We start from the raw sequence: 17,561 nt of genomic DNA on the forward strand, positions 1-17,561 counted from the left end.
CGTCTCCCCACCGGCCGGTCAGCCGGCCCCTTGCAGTTCATCGGCCATGGCGGCGATCTCCTCGATGGCGGAGGCCAGTTCCTCGGCGCCCTTGGCCTGCTCCCGCGCGGCCTTGGCCGCTTCGTTGGCGGAGCGGTTGGCCTGGTGTGCCGCGGTGGCGACCTGCTCCACGCCCTTCTGCGCCTCCGCCACGGCGCGCTGCACCTCACCGGCGTTCTCGACGATCTCGCGGCTGCCGGAGGTCACGGTGCGCAGATCGGCGATGGCGGCGGCGAGGCTGCCGGAGAACTCCTGATGGCGCAGGGACTGGCGCGCCGTCTCGCTCCCGATGTCCTCGATGTCGCGGCGGACGCGCCCGATCTGGTCCTGGATGGCGTGGACGATGTCCTTGACCCGCTCCACATTCTCCGAGCTGTCGCGGGCGAGGTTGCGGATGTCGTTGCTGACGACGGTGAAGCCGCGCCCGAATTCCCCGGCCCGCGCCGCCTCGATGGAGCCGCTGACCGCCAGCATCCCGGTCTGGATGGCGATGATGGAGATGGCGTCGACCACCTTGTCGATGCGCCGCCCGATCTGCTCCATGGCGCCGATCCGCTCCACCGTGCGGCGGCTGGAGGCCACCGCCTCGCCCACCCCGGCGGTGAGGGCGCCCACCATGTCTTGCGTCTCGGACAGCAACGCCTCCAGCTCGACGCAGCGCTGAAGCGCCTCCTCGGCACGGGTGTGGCTGAGCCGGGCGCTGGCCTCGATCTCGGCGATGGCGCTGCTGGACTGGTGGGTCGCAGCCCCCTGGGCCTGGGCGCCGCGGGAAATCTGGGTGATCGCCGCCATGATCTGGGCGGCGGCTCGGTTGATCTCCTCGATGGCGGCGGAAAGCTGCTCGGCGGCGGAAGCGAGATCCCCGGCGGCGCTGTGGACGTCGGTGCTGCCGCCCAATTCCTCGGCCAGATCGGACAGCTGGCCGGCGGCCTGCTCGCTCTGGGCCAGGGCTTTGGCCTGCTCACCGACGGTCTTCAGCGCCTCCTCGCTCGCCGCCGCCTGCTCCTCCGCGGCCGAGGCGACGCTCTCGGCGCCGCGCTGCGCCTCCCGCCCGGCGGAATCGGCCTCCATCGCCGCCTTGATGGTTTCCTGGGCGCCGCGGGCGATGTCTCCCATGCCGTCGCGCGCCCGGTCGAGCTGAGCGGCGATCTGGCGGCCCCGCTCCACCTCGCTCTTGGACGCGTCCGCGCCGGCCACGATGCTCTCCGCGATGGCGCCCACCGCCTCCTGGATCTGCGCGACCATGCGGTTGATGTCGTTGGCAGAGCGTTCGGAGCGCTCGGCCAGAGCCTGGACCTCGTCGGCCACCACGGCGAAGCCGCGCCCGGCATCCCCGGCACGGGCGGCCTCGATGGCGGCGTTCAGCGCCAGGAGGTTGGTCTGGTCAGCCATGACCGCCACCCCTTCCACGATGGCGCCGATCTCCGCCGCCTGCCGCTCCAGGTCTCGGACCAGGGCGACCGCGGCCTCCTGCCGCTCGGCGGCGCGGACCAGCCCATCGACGGAGGTGAGGATCTGGCCGCTGACGTCCTTCATCAGGGATTGCAGCGCCTGGATACGGGACAGCGAGGATTCGGCGTTGCTGCGCGCCCGCCCGATCAGGCTGGCGCTGCGGTCGATCATCCGTTGCGACTGCTGGGTGGCGCTCGCCGCCTCCTCCGCGCCGGCGGCCACCTGCTCCATCGCCTGGCGCAGTTCCTCGGCGGCGGCGGCGGCCTGGGTCACGCCGCTGGCAAGCTCGTTCGACGCGGCGGCGATGCCCTCCGCCGCCTTGCGCCGCCGGTTCCCGGCGCGGGCGCGCCGTCGCACCTCCGCCGCGCGGCGGGCCGACAGGGCGTTGTCGGGCTGGCTGGACAGTGCGGCCTCATCGGCCAGCGGAATCACGTCCTCGCCGAGGTCCGCGCTGCGGGAGGCGCTTGCCGTGTCGATCCGCTTCTTCTTGACCAATGCCATAATCCAAACCCCTTGCCCCGTGAGACCGTGCTTCTCTGTCGGTGGCTCTTGTTGATTGCGTGCGGCGCCCGCCCTCAGGCCAGCACCCGGCCAATGTAGCGCCCGATGGCCGCCTTCAGCTCCGCCGCGGACCCGGCGTCGAGCGCCAGGACGACGGTCCCCTCGACATCGTGGGGCGGCGTCCGGAAGGTGACGTGGAACAGGATGGCCTGCGCCTCCGCCGTCAGGGCGACGCCGCAGCGTTCCAGAAGGTCGTCCCCCACGCCGCGCAAGACCTGCGGCAGGGTGGTGCCGACCGCGACGCCCAGCAGATTCCCCATGGAGGACAGGCAGCTGTTCAGCACGATGTTGCCGACCTCGGCCAGCGCCTCCTCCACCAGCTCCGCCGCGTCCTCCTTGGGGACGCCGGGCGGCAGCGCGGCGGCGGCCAGCGGCAGGCCGCTGCGTTCCGGCATCAATAGGATGGCCGAACCGAGGAAGGCGCCGGACAGGCACTCGGTCACTGCGATCAGTTCCCCCGGCAGCGCCGACCGAAGCAGGCCGGACACCCGGTCGCCGGGGACGAGGCTGACCATCGGTACGGAAATCTCCACCGGCCCGCCGATCATCCGGCTGAACGCCGTGGACGCCCGGCCGACGCCGATGTTCCCCAGCTCCGTCAACGCATCGCGTTCCAGCTCATCCAGATCGAAGCCGTTGGGGTCAATGCCCATGGGGGTCGGGTCCATCGGCGCACGCCGGCCGGACCGTGCCGGTCAACCAGCGCCCCCGCCGGCGCCTTCGCTGGACGACGGGCGGCGCGGCAGGCTGGCGGCGGCCAGGAAGCGGGCCATCTGCTCCTCCTCCAGAGGCTTGGGCATGAAGGCGGCGCCCAGCGCGCGGATGCCGGACACCACCGAATCCTGGGCGTTGGCCGTGATGATGGCGACGCGGATGTCCGGCTTCGCCTGCAGCAGGCGGGCGGCGGCCTCCAGGCCGTTGTCGCCCGGCATGTTGAAATCGATTATGGCGATATGGATATCACTTTCGTCGAGTTTTCCATAAAGTTCAGCGCTGTTCGCCGCCTCGATGACCGTCCAATCCGGCTTGTTCCGAAGTATTATGCCGCGGACATGCATGCGGGACAGCTTGCTGTCGTCCACGACGATTACGGTCTTGCTCAACGCCTGTGCTCCGGGAGGAGAGAAAATTTGAATTGTGGAACGATTATAACCACCGCCACGCCGCGCGCCAGCATGGATTGCGGTCCGCAATCAGCGTTTTTCGACGCCGGCTCCGACGCGGCTTCCCTTGGCCGGTCGCGGTGGCTTTGCTAACAGATGATCGACCAACAGGGTCATGTACTTCGGGGTTCCGTCCGTGGAAGACTTCATCAGCGCGCTCGTGGTGTTTCTCGTCGTGGTCGATCCGATCGGGCTGGTTCCAATCTATCTCGGCCTCACCCGCGGCTTCGACAGCCGGCGCAAGCGCACGATCGCCCTGCGCGGCCCGCTGATCAGCTTCGCCATCATCGTCTTCTTCGCCTATCTGGGCGAGTTGGTGCTGAACGCCCTGTCCATCGGCATGCCGGCCTTCCGCATCGCGGGCGGCGCGCTGCTTTTCTGGATCGCCTTCGAAATGCTGTTCCAGCGCCGGGCCGAGCGGAAGGAGCGCACCGCCGACGACGCCCGGACGGAGGAGGAGGCCCACGACCTCGCTGTCTTCCCGCTGGCGATTCCGCTGATCGCCGGGCCGGGCGCCATCACCTCCACGCTGCTGCTGATGGACCGCTACGGTGCGACGCTGGGCGGCCAGGGCATGGTGCTGGGCGCCGCTGCGGCCGCCGTGGGCAGCGTCATGGCGCTGCTGGTCGTCGCCGATCTGGTGAACAAGCTGCTCGGCCGCACGGTGATCCACACGGTCAGCCGCGTTCTGGGCATCGTCCTGGCGGCGCTGGCCGCCCAGACGATCATCGAAGGCATCACCGCCGTCTATCCGCCCCACTGATCTCCGCGAAGGAGTCGTCTCATGGACCGCCACACGCTCACCAACGGGCGCCTCGGCGCCGCGATCAAGGCCGATGGGGCGGAATTGTGCTCCCTGACCCTCGACGGACGGGAACTGCTCTGGCCGGCCGGTCCGGAGTGGCCGCGCCACGCGCCCGTGCTGTTCCCCATCGTCGGCCGGCTGAAGGACGACACGTTGCACCACCGCGGCCGGACCTACCGCATGACCCAGCACGGCTTCGCCCGCGACCGCCGCTTCGCCTGGGAGGAGCACACCGCCACCCTCTGCCGCCTGTCGCTGTCCGACGATGCGCAGACCCGCAGGCTGTATCCCTTCGCCTTCCATTTGGAGCTGATCTTCGAGCTGGACGCGGAAGGGCTGACCATCCGCCACCGCATCACCAATCCAGGCGCGGAGGCGCTGCCCGCCTCGCTCGGCGCGCATCCGGCCTTCCTCTGGCCGTTGCGGGAGGGCGTGCCGAAGGAAGCGCACGAGCTTCTGTTCGAAACCGACGAGCCCGAACCGATCCGCCGCGTCGAGGGCGGTCTGCTGTCGCCGCAGCCTGAGCCGACGCCCGTCGAGGGCCGCCGCCTGCCGCTGAACGAGGGGCTGTTCACGCGGGACGCGGTGATCCTCGACCGGCCGGCCAGCCGCTCCGTCCGCTACGGCGCACCCGGCACCCCGGCCATCACCGTCTCCTGGGAAGGCTTCCGCGAGTTGGGCATCTGGTCGAAGCCGACCGGCGCGCCCTTCCTGTGCATCGAGCCCTGGCACGGCCACGCCTCCCCGGCGGACTTCGACGGGGAGTTCGCGGACAAGCCGGGGCTGCTGCATCTCGCCCCCGGAGCGACGCGGGAGCTGAGCTACCGCATCGCCGTGGGGTAAGGGTCGGGCGTTCCGTCAGCCGCGCTTGTTCAGCGGAACGAAGGCGCGGCCCGGATTGCCGGTGTAGAGCTGGCGGGGGCGCCCGATCTTCTGCTGCGGGTCCTCGATCATCTCCTGCCACTGGGAGATCCAGCCGACGGTGCGGGCCAGCGCGAACAGCACGGTGAACATGCTGGTCGGGAAACCCATCGCCTTGAGGATGATGCCGGAATAGAAGTCGACGTTGGGATACAGCTTCTTCTCGACGAAGTAGGGGTCCTCCAGCGCGATCTTCTCCAGCTCCATGGCGATGGCGAGGTGCGGCTCGTCCTTGATGCCCAGAACGTCCAGAACCTCGTAGCAGGTCTGGCGCATGATCTTGGCGCGCGGGTCGTAGTTCTTGTAGACCCGGTGGCCGAAGCCCATCAGGCGGAAGGGATCGTTCTTGTCCTTGGCGCGCTTGATGAACTCGGGGATGCGCTCGACCGAGCCGATCTCCTCCAGCATCAGCAGCACGGCCTCGTTGGCGCCGCCATGGGCCGGACCCCACAGCGCCGCGATGCCCGAGGCGATGCAGGCGAAGGGGTTGGCGTGCGACGAGCCGGCCAGCCGCACCGTGGAGGTCGAGGCGTTCTGCTCGTGGTCGGCGTGCAGGATGAAGATCTTGTCCATGGCGCGGGCCAGGACCGGATCGACCTTCCAGGTCTCGCAGGGCGTCCCGAAGGTCATGTAGAGGAAGTTTTCCGCGTAGCTGAGATCGTTGCGCGGATACATGAAGGGCTGGCCGACCGAATATTTGTAGGCCATGGCGGCCATCGTCGGCATCTTGGCGATCAGCCGGTGCGCGGCGATCATCCGCTGGCGCGGGTCGAAGATGTCCGTCGAGTCGTGGTAGAAGGCCGACAGCGCGCCGGTCACGCCGCACATCACCGCCATGGGGTGCGCGTCGCGGCGGAACCCGCTGTAGAAGCGGCTCAGCTGCTCATGCACCATGGTGTGGTAGGTGATGGTCCGCTCGAAATCCTCCTTCTGCTGCGGATTCGGCAGCTCGCCGCGCAGCAGCAGATGGCAGACCTCCAGGTAATCGCAGTTCTCCGCCAGATCCTGGATGGCGTAGCCGCGGTGCAGAAGGACGCCTTCGTCGCCGTCGATGTAGGTGATCGCCGACTCGCAGCTCGCCGTGGAGGTGAAGCCGGGATCGAAGGTGAAATAGCCGGTTTCCGCGTAGAGCTTGCGCACGTCGATGGCACGCGGGCCGGTTTCGCCTTCCAGCAGCGGCAGCTTGACGGTTTTTCCGGTCGTGTCGTCGGTGACCGTGATGGTTCCGACCTTCTTGACCTCGCCGCGCCAGACCGGCCGGCCCTTGCTGCTCTCCATCGGCCCCTCCTTATGCACGCGCCATCGGGCGTGGCGCTGTTTCGTTGCACGTAGGAGACTGTATGAATGGGGGGTGTCGTCAATAGCACTCCCGATAGATGCCACTCCGCCGGGCATAGGCCGTCAGAAGATCCCCGCCTCCAGGCCGGCGGCCATCAGCAGCCCCAGCTCTTCGCAGGAGGCGGCGAAATCGTCGCGGAAGGGGCCGCGGCAGACCAGCGGTGCCTGCACCGGGCGCCAGCGCAGCCCCGTCGCGATGGAGGCAACGGCGCGGCAGGTCCCCGTCCCGTCATGGCCCGCCCGGACGAACAGGGCGTAGGGCAGCCCCTGGGTGCGCTCCAGGCAGGGATAATAGCTGCGGTCGAAGAAATCCTTGAGCGCCCCGCTCATATAACCCAGATTTTCGGTCGTGCCGAGGATCACGCCCTGCGACTCCAGCACATCCTCCGGCCCCGCCTCCAACGGCGGTTTCGCCACCACCTCCACCCCCTGCACCTCCGGCGACCGCGCCCCGCGCAGCACGGCCTCCAGCAGCGTCCGCGTGTTCGGCGACGGGCAGTGGGCGACGACGAGGAGGCGTTTGGGCGGCATAATTGCTCCTTTCCACGGCCACTGTACCAACAACACAGGATGACGTCCCATGAGCGAAGACGCGCGCCGCTTCGTCGTCGTCACGGGTGGCCCCGGCTCCGGAAAAAGCACCCTGATCGACGCGCTGGCCCGCGAAGGCTACGCCCACAGCGTGGAGGCGGGCCGCGCCATCATCCAGGACCAAACGGCCATCGGGGGCCCGGCGCTGCCCTGGATCGACCCGTCGGCCTTCGCGGAACTGATGCTGTGCTGGGAACTGCGCTCCCTCCGTCTCGCGCGGGAGCAGACGAGGACGGTCTTCTTCGACCGCGGCATCCCGGACGTCATCGGCTATCTGCGCCTGACGAAGCGCCCGGTTCCCGCGCACATGGACAGGGCGGCCCGCCGCTTCCGCTATCACCGGACCGTCTTCGTCGCACCACCCTGGCCGGAGATCTTCGCGCCCGACGCCGAGCGCCGGCAGACCCTGGCCGAAGCCGCGGCGACCCACGACGCCATGGTCGAGACCTACGGCGGGCTGGGTTACGAGCTGGTCGCGCTGCCCAAGGCGCCGGTGGCAGAACGGCTGCGCTTCGTCCTGGAGCGGCTTGGCGGGCCGGGACCGCTCACGCCCGCCCCGCTCACGCCATGAGCTGGCCGCCGTTCACCTCGATGACCTGTCCGGTGATGTAGCCGCTGAGCGCGTCGGACGCCAGGAACAGATAGGCGCCGACGCAGTCCTCCGCCGTGCCCAATCGGCCCAGCGGGATGCGCGCCGCCGTTGCCGCCAGCTTCTCCGGCGAGGAGTAGCGCTGGTGGAAATCGGTGTCGATGGTGCCGGGCGAGACGGCGTTGACGCGGATGCGGTCCGGCGCCAGCTCCGCCGCCAGGGAGCGCGTGAAGGTCGAGACGAAGGCCTTCGACGCGCTGTAGATCGAGGAGCCGGGACTGCCCCCGGTGCGGGCGGAGATGGAGACGGTGTTGACGATGGCCCCGCCCTCGGAGGCGCGCAGAGCCGGCAGGGCGCGCCGGCAGGCGACGACGACGGAGCGCAGGTTGAGGTCGATCACCTCGTCCAGGAAATCGTCGCCGATCCGGTCCAGCGGCACCCGCCCGACCATGGTGCCAGCGTTGTTGACGAGGATGTCCAGCCCGCCCAACGCCTGCACCGCCGCATCCACCGCCGACTCCACGGCGCGCGGGTCGCGGAAGTCGCCTCTGACGGCGTAGACCTCCGTCCCGCCCGCCGAGAGGGCGAGCGCCAGTTTGGCCGCGGCATCGTTGCCGCCCGCCCCATTGCCCGACCCGTGGAGCGCCACCCGCGCGCCCAGGCTGGCGAAGGCGGTGCCCACCGCGGCCCCGATGCCCCGGCTGCTGCCGGTCACCAGCACGCGCTTGCCGCGCAGATCCTCGCCCAACAGGGTCATGGCTTTTGTCCCTCAGCGTACGCGCCGCACGCGCCGCACGGCATCCAGCCAGCCGTCGTAAAGGCGGGCGCGCTTGGCCGTGTCCATCCGCGGCTCGAACCGGCGGTCGCAGCGCCAGGCGCCGGCCAGCGCCGCTTGATCGCGGTAGACTCCGGCCTTCAACCCGGCCAGCCCGGCCGCCCCCAGCGCGGTCGTCTCGATCACCGCCGGGCGTTCCACCGGCAGGTCCAGCACATCGGCCAGGAACTGGCACAGCCAGTCGTTCGCCGCCATGCCGCCGTCCACCCGCAGCGCGTCGGAGGTCGCCATGTGCGAGGCCGACCAGTCGGAGACCATGGCGTCGCGCAGGTCGCGGGTCTGGAAGGCCACCGCCTCCAGCGCGGCGCGGGCGATGTGGGCCGGGCCGGCGTCCAGCGTCAGGCCGAAGATCGCGGCGCGGGCCTCCGGGTCCCAATGGGGGGCGCCCAAGCCCACGAAGGCCGGCACCAGATAGACGCCGTGGCTGTCCGGAACGCGGGTCGCCATGTCGTCGGTCTGGGAGGCGTGGGTGATGACCCCCAGCCCGTCGCGCAGCCACTTGATGGCCGCTCCGGCGATGAAGATGGAGCCCTCCAGCGCGTAGGTCGTCCGCCCGTCGAGCCGGTAGGCCACCGTGGTCAGCATGTTGGAGCGCGACTCCACCGGCTCGGCACCGGTGTTCAGCAGGGCGAAGCAGCCGGTGCCGTAGGTGGACTTCACCATGCCCGGCTCGAAGCAGGCCTGCCCGAAGGTCGCCGCCTGCTGGTCGCCGGCGATGCCGGTGATCGGGATGGGGCGGCCCAGCAGGTCCGGCTCCGTCGCGCCGAACTCGGCGCTGCTGTCCAGCACCTCCGGCATCATGGCGCGGGGGATGCGGAACAGGGCGAGCAGCTCGTCGTCCCAGTCCTGCCGGTGGATGTCGAAGACCATGCTGCGCGAGGCGTTGGTCGCGTCGGTGGCGTGCACCCGCCCGCCGGTCAGCCGGTGCAGCAGGAAGCTGTCGATGGTGCCGAAGCACAGTTCGCCCCGCTCCGCCCGCTCCCGCGCGCCGGGGACATGGTCGAGAATCCAGGCAATCTTGGTGGCGGAGAAGTAGGAATCGATCAGCAGCCCGGTCTTGCGCCGCACCAGCGGCCCGCAGCCCTCCTCCACCAGCTTGCGGCAGAGGTCGGAGGTGCGGCGGTCCTGCCAGACGATGGCACGGTGCACCGGCTCGCCCGTGCGGCGGTCCCAGACGACGGTGGTTTCGCGCTGGTTGGTGATGCCGATGGCGGCGATGTCCGACGCGGTCAGCCCGGCCTCGTCCACGGCGCCCCGGATCACCGCCACGGTGTCGCGCCAGATGTCCTCCGGATCGTGCTCCACCCAGCCGTCGGCGGGATAATGCTGCGCGAACTCCCGCCGGGCCACCCCGGCGGGAACGCCCCGCCGGTCGAAGACGATGGCGCGGGTGGAGGTGGTGCCCTGATCGATGGCGAGGACGTGGCCGGCTTCAGACATGGTCTTCCCTATGGTCTCGTTCGTTCCCTCTCCCCTCTGGGGAGAGGGTTGGGGTGAGGGGGTTGCGCTTTTGCCGGACGTGCCGCCACGCMCATCCCCCTCACCCTCCCTTCTCCCCAGAGGGGAGAGGGTTAGTTGGGGTTGTCTATGATGTCACTGCGCCATGGCGGCCTTCTTCGGCGGCGAGGCCGGCCAGGACTTGATGAGCTGGTCGTAGTCCACCGTCTCGCCCTTGGGCTTCTCGTTGGACAGCTTGCGCTGCGGCGCCGTGGTGCCGTCCTTCTCGGCCTTGGCGAACCAGAACTCCGCCGACTCCTTCTTGTTCAGCTTCGGCCCGCATTCGCCCTGCACGCCCGACCGTTCCAGGCGCTCCATCACGGAGTCCTGGGCCGCGGCCAGCGCGTCCATGGCCGCCTGCGGCGTCTTGGCGCCCGACGAGGCGTCGCCGATGTTCTGCCACCAGAGCTGCGCCAGCTTCGGATAGTCGGGGATGTTCACGCCGGTCGGCGTCCACTGCACCCGCGCGGGCGAGCGGTAGAACTCGATCAGGCCGCCCAGCTTCGGCGCGCGCTCCGTGAAGCTCTTATCCCAGATGTCGCTTTCGCGGATGAAGGTCAGGCCGACATGGCTCTTCTTCAGGCTGACCGACTTCGACACGGTGAACTGGGCGTAGAGCCACGCGGCCTTGCGGCGGTCCACCGGCGTGGACTTCAGAAGCGTCCAGGACCCGGCGTCCTGATAGCCGAGCTTCATGCCGTCCTTCCAGTAGGCGCCCTTGGGCGAGGGGGCCATGCGCCATTTCGGCGTGCCGTCGGCGTTGACCACCGGCAGCCCGTCCTTGACCATGTCGGCGGTGAAGGCGGTGTACCAGAACATCTGCTGCGCGACGTTGCCCTGTGCCGGCACCGGGCCGGATTCGCTAAAGGTCATGCCGGCGGCCTGCGGCGGCGCGTATTTCTTCAGCCAATCCACGTACTTGATGATGGAATAGACGGCGGCCGGGCCGTTGGTGTCGCCGCCGCGCTCGACCGAGGAACCGACCGGGCTGCAGCCCTCCATGCGCACGCCCCACTCGTCCACCGGTTTGCCGTTCGGGATGCCCTTGTCGCCGTTGCCGGCCATGGACAGCCACGCGTCGGTGAAGCGCCAGCCCAGCGACGGGTCCTTCTTGCCGTAGTCCATGTGGCCGTAGACCTTGACGCCGTCGATCTCCTTCACGTCGTTGGTGAAGAACTCGGCGATGTCCTCATAGGCCGACCAGTTGACGGGCACGCCCAGTTCGTAGCCGTACTTGGCCTTGAACTTCTCCTTCAAGTCCGGGCGCTGGAACCAGTCGTAGCGGAACCAGTAGAGGTTGGCAAACTGCTGGTCGGGAAGCTGGTAGAGCTTGCCGTCCGGACCGGTGCCGAAGGATTTGCCGATGAAGTCGTTCACGTCCAGCGTGGGGGACGTGACGTCCTTGCCCTCCCCCTCCATCCAGTCGCTGAGCGCCACGGCCTGCTTGTAGCGGAAATGGGTGCCGATCAGGTCGCTGTCGTTGATCCAGGCGTCGTAGATGTTCTTGCCGGACTGCATCTGCGTCTGGATCTTCTCGACCACGTCGCCTTCCTGGATCAGGTCGTGGCGCAGCTTGATGCCGGTGATCTCGCTGAAGGCCTTGGCGAGCGTCCGGGCTTCGTACTCATGGGTGGTGATGGTCTCGGAGACGACGTTGATCTCCATGCCGGCGAAGGGCTTGGCGGCGTCGATGAACCACTGCATTTCCTTCAGCTGATCCTCCTTCGACAGGGTCGAAGGCTGGAACTCGCTGTCGATCCAGCGCTTGGCCGCCTCGATATCGGCGAAGGCCGGGGCCGATGACAGAAGAAGCGCCGCCGCGGATGCGGAGGCGAGATACAGGGTACGCATCGTTTATTCCTCCCGTTTCCATTGTTATAGGCCCGTTCCAGCCGACACAGGCCGGCTGTCACACCCAGCGGAAGACCGCCGCGGCGTAGAGAAGCGAAAGCGCGGTCGCGTAGTGCACCTCCCCGCCCACCAGCCCCAGCCAGGCGAGGTGGATGAAGGCGCTGCCGAGCAGCGTGATGAACAGCCGGTCGCCGCGCGTCGTGGTGATGCCCAGCACGCCGGGGCGCGCCACCTCCGGCCGGTTGAGCGCCAGGACGGTCAGCAGGGTCAGCAGCCCGGCGATGACGGCGAAGAAGGCGCCGGTCTGCCAGGTCCAGGCCATCCAGGCGAGGTGTTCGGTGAGGTTCTCCATGGCGGCGTCCTCCCTCCCGTCAGACGCGGCCCAGGGCGAAGCCCTTGGCGATGTAGTTGCGCACGAACCAGATCACCAGCGCGCCGGGCAGGATGGTCAGCACCCCCGCCGCCGCCAACAGCCCCCAATCCATGCCGGAGGCCGAGACGGTGCGCGTCATCGTCGCCGCGATGGGCTTGGCGTCCACCGAGGTCAGCGTGCGCGCCAGCAGAAGCTCGACCCAGCTGAACATGAAGCAGAAAAAGGCGGTGACGCCGATCCCGCTGGCCACCAGCGGCATGAAGATCTTCACGAAGAAACGCGGAAAGCTGTAGCCGTCGAGATAGGCGGTCTCGTCGATCTCCCGCGGTACCCCCGACATGAAGCCCTCCAGAATCCACACCGCCAGCGGCACGTTGAACAGGCAGTGGGCCAGCGCCACGGCCAGCGGCGTGTCGAACAGGCCGATGGCCGAATAGAGGTTGAAGAAGGGCAGCGCGAAGACCGCCGCCGGGGCCATGCGGTTGGACAGCAGCCAGAAGAACAGATGCTTGTCGCCCACGAAGCGGTAGCGCGAGAAGGCGTAGGCCGCCGGCAGGGCCAGCGCGATCGACAGCACCGTGTTCAGCGCCACATATTGCAGCGAGTTCAGATAGCCCGAGTACCAGGACGAATCGGTGAAGATCCGCCGGTAATTCTCGAAGGTCAGGGTGTGGGGCCACAGCGTCAGGCCGCTGACGATCTCGGTGTTCGTCTTCAGGCTCATGTTCACGAGCCAGTAGATCGGCAGCATCAGGAACAGGATGTAGAGCGTGAGGACGATCCGTGCGCGCAGCATGGCCCGTTTCCTTTGCTAGTTCCGTTGCGCGTCCATGCGGGTCATGACCGTGTAGAAGACCCAGCAGACGGCCAGGATGATCAGGTTGTAGACGATGGACAGGGCCGCGGCCTTGCCGAGGTCGAACTGCCCCAGCGCCAGCTTCACGAGGTCGATCGACACGAAGGTGGTCGAGTTGCCGGGGCCGCCGCCGGTCACCACGAAGGGCTCGGTGTAGATCATGAAGCTGTCCATGAAGCGCAGCAGCACGGCGATCAGCAGCACCCGGTGCATCTTCGGCAATTGGATGTTGCGGAACACCGCCCAGCGCGACGCCCCGTCGATCCGGGCCGCCTGATAGAAAGCGTCGGGGATGGAGCGCAGCCCGGCGTAGCAGAGCAGCGCCACCAGCGAGGTCCAGTGCCAGACGTCCATCGTCACGATGGTCACCCAGGCCGACAGCGGGTCCGCGGTGTAGTTGTAGGGGATGCCCAACCGGTTGACCGCCCAGCCCAGCAGGCCGATGTCCTCGCGGGCGAAGATCTGCCAGATGGTGCCGACGACGTTCCACGGGATCAGCAGCGGCAGCGCCAGCACCACCAGAGTCGCCGCCACCCGCCAGCCGTGGCGCGGCATGCTCAGCGCCACGGCGATGCCCAGCGGGACCTCGATCAGCAGGATCAGCAGCGAGAACAGCAGGTTGCGCCACAGCGCGTCGAGGAAGCGCCCGCCGAGGTCGGTGGAGGGGTCGAGAAGCTCCTGGTACCAGCCGATGCCGTTCCAGAAGAACTGGTTGTTCCCGAAGGTGTCCTGCACCGAGTAGTTGACCACCGTCATCAGCGGCAGGATGGCCGAGAAGGCGACGATCAGCAGAACCGGCAGGACCAGCAGCCATGCCCCTTGGTTGACGGGCTTGTCCATCACGCCGCCTCCCCTTCCACGAGCGTTCCGTCCGCGTAGACATGGACCATGGCGGGGTCGAGCAGCAGCGACGCCTCGTCCCCCGCCAGCGTCAGATCCTCCGGCACCGTCGCGGCCATGGGCAGGCCGGACAGCTCCACCCGCGCGATGCGCGTGCGCCCCAGGTCGTCCAGCCGGCGCACCCGCACCGGCACGCCGCCGGCCCCGGCGGGCGCCAGCGTGGCGAATTCCGGCCGCACGCCAATTTCGATCTTTGCTCCACCGTGCAGGGCCGGATAGCCGCGGCGCAGCGCGATGACGTGCCCGCCGACCCGCGCGGCGTGGCCCGACACCTCGGCCGGCAGGACGTTCATGCCCGGCGAGCCGATGAAATGGCCGACGAAGACGTGGGCGGGCCGCTCGAACAGCTCCTGCGGGCGGCCCACCTGGACGACGCGCCCGTCGTGCATCACCACCACCTTGTCGGCGAAGGTCAGCGCTTCCGTCTGGTCGTGGGTCACGTAGATCATCGTCAGATCGAGCGCGCGGTGCAGCGCCTTCAGCTTCGACCGCAGCTCCCATTTCAGATGGGGATCGATGACGGTCAGCGGCTCGTCGAACAGGATGGCCGCCACGTCCGGACGGACCAGCCCGCGCCCCAGCGAGATTTTCTGCTTGGCGTCGGCGGTCAGGTTCCGTCCGCGCCGGTTCAGGTCCGCCGTCAGGTCGAGCAGCCCGGCGATCTCCCGGACCCGCGCGTCGAGCGGAGCCCCGCGCAGGCCGCGGTTGCGCAGCGGGAAGGCGAGGTTCTCGTAGACCGTCATGGTGTCGTAGACGACCGGGAACTGGAAGACCTGGGCGATGTTGCGCGCCTCGGTCGGCAGGCCCGTCACGTCCTTGCCGTCGAACAGCACCCGCCCTTCGCTGGGGGTCAGCAGGCCGGAAATGATGTTCAGCAGCGTGGTCTTGCCGCAGCCCGACGGCCCGAGCAGCGCGTAGGCGCCACCCTGCTCCCACACATGGGTCATCGGCTTCAGCGCGTAGTCGTCGTCACCCTTGGGATTGGATATGTAGCTGTGGCCGAGGGATTGAAGGTCGATGCGCGCCATGCCGTCCGCCCTCCCCGTCACGCCGCCATGACCAGCGGCGGCGCCGCGGCCAGCCGCCCGTCATGGCCGAACACGAACAGCCGCCGCGGGTCGATGAAGCAGTCGATCCGCTCGCCCGGCTCGACCTCAAGCACGCCGCGGGTGACCGCCACCCAGCGGTCCGCCCCGCCATCCGTGCGCGGCAGGTCGATGTGGACGAAGCTCTCCGAACCGGTGATCTCGCTGACCGCCACCAGACCGCGCAGAGCCACGGCGTCGGCGTGGGGCCGCTCCAGATGCAGGTGGTCGGCGCGGAAGCCGATGGTGTAGTCGTCGTCCGGCAGCTCCGCCAGCACGCCGCGCGCCGGCCCGTGCTCGCCCGTCGCCAGAACGATCTGCAGGCCGCGCTTGTGCACCCGCATGGTGTTGAGCGGCGGGTCGGAGAAGACCCGCGCGCTGGTCAGGTTGGCCGGGCGGCGGTAGACGTCCGGGGTGCGCCCGAACTGCGCCAACCGCCCTTCCCACAGCGTCGCCGTGTTGCCGCGGAGCAGCAGCGCCTCCGCCGGCTCGGTCGTCGCGTAGACGAAGACCGCGCCGGTCGCGGCGAAGATCTTCGGCAGCTCCTCCCGCAGTTCCTCGCGCAGCTTGTAATCCAGATTGGCCAGCGGCTCGTCGAGCAGGACGAGCTGCGCCTCTTTCACCAGGGCGCGAGCGATGGCGGTGCGCTGCTGCTGGCCGCCGGACAGCTGCTGCGGCGCGCGCTCCAGGTAGGGCTCCAGCTTCAGCAGGCGGGCGGCCTCACGCACCTTGCGGTCGATCTCGTCCTTCGGCCGGCGGGCGACCCGCAGGGGGGAAGCGATGTTCTCATAGACGGTCAGGGAGGGGTAGTTGATGAACTGCTGGTAGACCATGGCGACGGAGCGTTCGCGGACGTGCCGCCCCGTCACGTCCACCCCGTCCACCAGCACGCGCCCGGCGCTGGGCACGTCCAGCCCGGCCATCAGCCGCATCAGCGACGTCTTGCCCGACAGGGTCGGCCCCAGCAGAACGTTCAGCGACCCGCGCTCCAGGCTCAGCGACACGTTCTCGAGGTGAACGTGGCCGCTGACGTGCCTGCTGACCTTGTCCAGAACCAAGCCCACCGGCCTTCCTCCCCAATATTCATTTTTTCTTTATTGAGATGGTTCTTGTCGCCGTGTTTTCAGCCGCTGTTCCACGCCCGCTATTCGGCGGCGTCGGATGCCCTCTCCCTCCGGCTGCGCTCCTCGGTCATGAAGGCGTCGAGCGCCTGCGCCTGGGCGGCGTCCAGCCGCAGCCCCAGCTTGGTCCGGCGCCACAGCACGTCCTCGGCGGTCTCCGCCCATTCCTCCGTCATCAGATAGCGGACCTCGGCCTCGGTCAGGGTCCCGCCGAAGTCGCGACCCAGATCCTCCGGCCGCGCCGCGCTGTCGAGAATCCGGCGGGCGCGGGTGCCGTAGGTGCGCACCAGCCGCTCCAGATGAGGCTGCGGGAGGAACGGTGCCCTCCCGCGCAGCTCGGCGACCAGCGCCGCGCCGCCGTCCACCGGGAAATCGCCGCCCGGCAGGATCCCGGCGCTGCTCCAGTCCGACGCTCCCGGAGCGAGCTTCGGCAGGAAGGGCGCCAGCTTGGCGATGGCCGCATCGGCCAAGCGGCGGTAGGTGGTGATCTTGCCGCCGAAGATGTTGAGCAGCGCCGCCTTGCCGTCGCCCGGCGCGTCGAGCGCCAGCACATAGTCGCGGGTCGCCGCCTGCGCCGTCGAGGCGCCGTCGTCGTAGAGCGGGCGGACGCCGGAATAGGTCCACACCACGTCGGCCGGGGTCACCGGCTTGGCGAAATAGTCCCCGGCGGCGGCGCAGAGATAGGCGATCTCCGCCTCCGACGCGCGGACGTCGGCCGGATCGCCCTGGTAATCGTTGTCGGTGGTGCCGATCAGGGTGAAGTCGCGCTCGTAGGGGATGGCGAAGACGATGCGCTTGTCGGCGTTCTGGAAGATGTAGCAGCGGTCGTGGTCGAACAGCTTCGGCACCACGATGTGCGAGCCCTGGACCAGACGGATGCGCGCGTCCACCGTGGACCGCGCCCCCTGCCGCATCACCTCCGACACCCAGGGGCCGGCGGCGTTGACGAGCGCGCGGGCGCGGATGCTGCTGCGCCGGCCGCTGCGCGTGTCCTCCACCGTCACGGTCCAAAGCCCGTCCTCGCGGACGGCGCTCAGGAAGCGGGTGCGGGTACGGATCGCAGCACCCATGCGCGCGGCGTCCTGCGCGTTCAGGACCACCAGACGCGCGTCGTCGACCCAGCAATCCGAATATTCGAAAGCGCGACCGAAACCGGGCTTCAGCGGCTTCCCCGCCGGATCGTTGCGCAGATCGAGCCCGCGCGTGCCCGGCAGCTTCTCCCGCCCGCCGAGATGGTCGTAGAGGAACAGGCCCAGCCGCAGGAACCAGGAGGGCCGCAGGCCGGGCAGGTGGGGCAGGACGAAGCGCAGCGGCCAGATGATGTGCGGCGCCATGCGCCACAGAACCTCGCGCTCGCGCAGCGCCTCGCGGACCAGCCGGAACTCGTAATATTCCAGATAGCGCAGGCCGCCGTGGATCAGCTTCGTCGAGGCCGAGGACGTGCCCGACGCCAGATCCTTCTGTTCGCACAGATAGACGGAGCAGCCCCGCCCCGCGGCATCGCGCGCGATGCCGCAGCCGTTGATGCCGCCGCCGACGATGGCAAGGTCGTAGACCCCGGCCATCCATCCCTCCTCTCCGCTG

At 68.9% G+C, this 17,561-nt stretch carries 17 protein-coding genes; 3 read left to right on the plus strand and 14 right to left on the minus strand.

Features of this window, described 5'->3' with window-relative positions; translation table 11 throughout:
- Positions 1-18: 18 nt before the first annotated feature.
- The 3 genes from AC1DVI_RS15235 to AC1DVI_RS15245 all read right to left on the minus strand — a co-directional run bounded on the left by AC1DVI_RS15235 (position 19) and on the right by AC1DVI_RS15245 (position 3,155).
- Complete coding sequence (locus tag AC1DVI_RS15235; protein WP_476958663.1) at positions 19-1,992, minus strand: methyl-accepting chemotaxis protein; 1,974 nt, start codon at positions 1,990-1,992, stop codon at positions 19-21.
- Positions 1,993-2,066: 74 nt separating this feature from the next.
- Entirely contained in the window at positions 2,067-2,720 is a 654-nt protein-coding gene (locus AC1DVI_RS15240) for a chemotaxis protein CheC (protein ID WP_149163787.1), read from the minus strand.
- A gap of 27 nt (positions 2,721-2,747) precedes the next feature.
- The gene (locus AC1DVI_RS15245; protein WP_149163788.1) at positions 2,748-3,155 is read right to left on the minus strand and encodes a response regulator transcription factor; all 408 of its coding nucleotides are present in this window, start codon (positions 3,153-3,155) and stop codon (positions 2,748-2,750) included.
- Positions 3,156-3,351: 196 nt separating this feature from the next.
- On the opposite strand from AC1DVI_RS15245, the gene AC1DVI_RS15250 reads away from it, so the two are divergent.
- Both AC1DVI_RS15250 and AC1DVI_RS15255 read left to right on the plus strand, forming a co-directional pair.
- Positions 3,352-3,978 carry a MarC family protein gene (locus AC1DVI_RS15250; RefSeq protein ID WP_345772646.1) on the plus strand — a complete coding sequence of 209 codons (627 nt, stop codon included), beginning with the start codon at positions 3,352-3,354 and terminating at the stop codon, positions 3,976-3,978.
- A gap of 21 nt (positions 3,979-3,999) precedes the next feature.
- Positions 4,000-4,863 carry an aldose 1-epimerase family protein gene (locus AC1DVI_RS15255; RefSeq protein WP_476958664.1) on the plus strand — a complete coding sequence of 288 codons (864 nt, stop codon included), beginning with the start codon at positions 4,000-4,002 and terminating at the stop codon, positions 4,861-4,863.
- 15 nt (positions 4,864-4,878) lie between these two features.
- Here AC1DVI_RS15255 and gltA read toward each other — a convergent pair whose 3' ends face one another.
- On the minus strand, positions 4,879-6,219 hold the full coding sequence (gltA, locus tag AC1DVI_RS15260) for a citrate synthase (RefSeq protein ID WP_476958665.1): 1,341 nt from the start codon (positions 6,217-6,219) through the stop codon (positions 4,879-4,881).
- A 123-nt stretch (positions 6,220-6,342) separates the two neighbouring features.
- The gene (locus AC1DVI_RS15265; protein WP_476958666.1) at positions 6,343-6,810 is read right to left on the minus strand and encodes a flavodoxin family protein; all 468 of its coding nucleotides are present in this window, start codon (positions 6,808-6,810) and stop codon (positions 6,343-6,345) included.
- A 49-nt stretch (positions 6,811-6,859) separates the two neighbouring features.
- Between AC1DVI_RS15265 and AC1DVI_RS15270 the strand changes: the two genes are divergently transcribed.
- Positions 6,860-7,441 carry an AAA family ATPase gene (locus AC1DVI_RS15270; protein ID WP_476958667.1) on the plus strand — a complete coding sequence of 194 codons (582 nt, stop codon included), beginning with the start codon at positions 6,860-6,862 and terminating at the stop codon, positions 7,439-7,441.
- On the opposite strand, the gene AC1DVI_RS15275 is transcribed toward AC1DVI_RS15270, so the two are convergent.
- The 9 genes from AC1DVI_RS15275 to glpD form a co-directional block, all read right to left on the minus strand.
- On the minus strand, positions 7,431-8,216 hold the full coding sequence (locus AC1DVI_RS15275) for an SDR family NAD(P)-dependent oxidoreductase (protein ID WP_476958668.1): 786 nt from the start codon (positions 8,214-8,216) through the stop codon (positions 7,431-7,433). The genes AC1DVI_RS15270 and AC1DVI_RS15275 overlap by 11 nt on opposite strands.
- Before the next feature lie 12 nt (positions 8,217-8,228).
- The gene (gene glpK / locus AC1DVI_RS15280) at positions 8,229-9,734 is read right to left on the minus strand and encodes a glycerol kinase GlpK (protein WP_476958669.1); all 1,506 of its coding nucleotides are present in this window, start codon (positions 9,732-9,734) and stop codon (positions 8,229-8,231) included.
- Between the two features lie 153 nt (positions 9,735-9,887).
- On the minus strand, positions 9,888-11,642 hold the full coding sequence (locus AC1DVI_RS15285; RefSeq protein ID WP_476958670.1) for an ABC transporter substrate-binding protein: 1,755 nt from the start codon (positions 11,640-11,642) through the stop codon (positions 9,888-9,890).
- Between the two features lie 58 nt (positions 11,643-11,700).
- Positions 11,701-11,994, minus strand: coding sequence for a DUF2160 domain-containing protein (locus AC1DVI_RS15290; RefSeq protein WP_476958671.1), 294 nt, complete (start codon positions 11,992-11,994; stop codon positions 11,701-11,703).
- Between the two features lie 19 nt (positions 11,995-12,013).
- A complete protein-coding gene (locus AC1DVI_RS15295) occupies positions 12,014-12,811 on the minus strand; it encodes a carbohydrate ABC transporter permease (RefSeq protein ID WP_014242527.1) in 798 nt (265 codons plus the stop codon).
- Between the two features lie 15 nt (positions 12,812-12,826).
- Positions 12,827-13,711, minus strand: coding sequence for a carbohydrate ABC transporter permease (locus AC1DVI_RS15300; protein WP_476958672.1), 885 nt, complete (start codon positions 13,709-13,711; stop codon positions 12,827-12,829).
- Positions 13,711-14,799 (minus strand): ABC transporter ATP-binding protein, encoded by a 1,089-nt coding sequence (locus tag AC1DVI_RS15305; RefSeq protein ID WP_476958673.1) that lies wholly within the window; start codon positions 14,797-14,799, stop codon positions 13,711-13,713. The genes AC1DVI_RS15300 and AC1DVI_RS15305 overlap by 1 nt, the downstream gene beginning before the upstream one ends.
- Before the next feature lie 17 nt (positions 14,800-14,816).
- Positions 14,817-15,920 (minus strand): ABC transporter ATP-binding protein, encoded by a 1,104-nt coding sequence (locus AC1DVI_RS15310; RefSeq protein ID WP_476958674.1) that lies wholly within the window; start codon positions 15,918-15,920, stop codon positions 14,817-14,819.
- An 80-nt stretch (positions 15,921-16,000) separates the two neighbouring features.
- On the minus strand, positions 16,001-17,542 hold the full coding sequence (gene glpD, locus AC1DVI_RS15315) for a glycerol-3-phosphate dehydrogenase (protein ID WP_476958675.1): 1,542 nt from the start codon (positions 17,540-17,542) through the stop codon (positions 16,001-16,003).
- Positions 17,543-17,561 lie beyond the last annotated feature (19 nt).

The organism is Azospirillum sp. P4_B5, assembly GCF_056402275.1.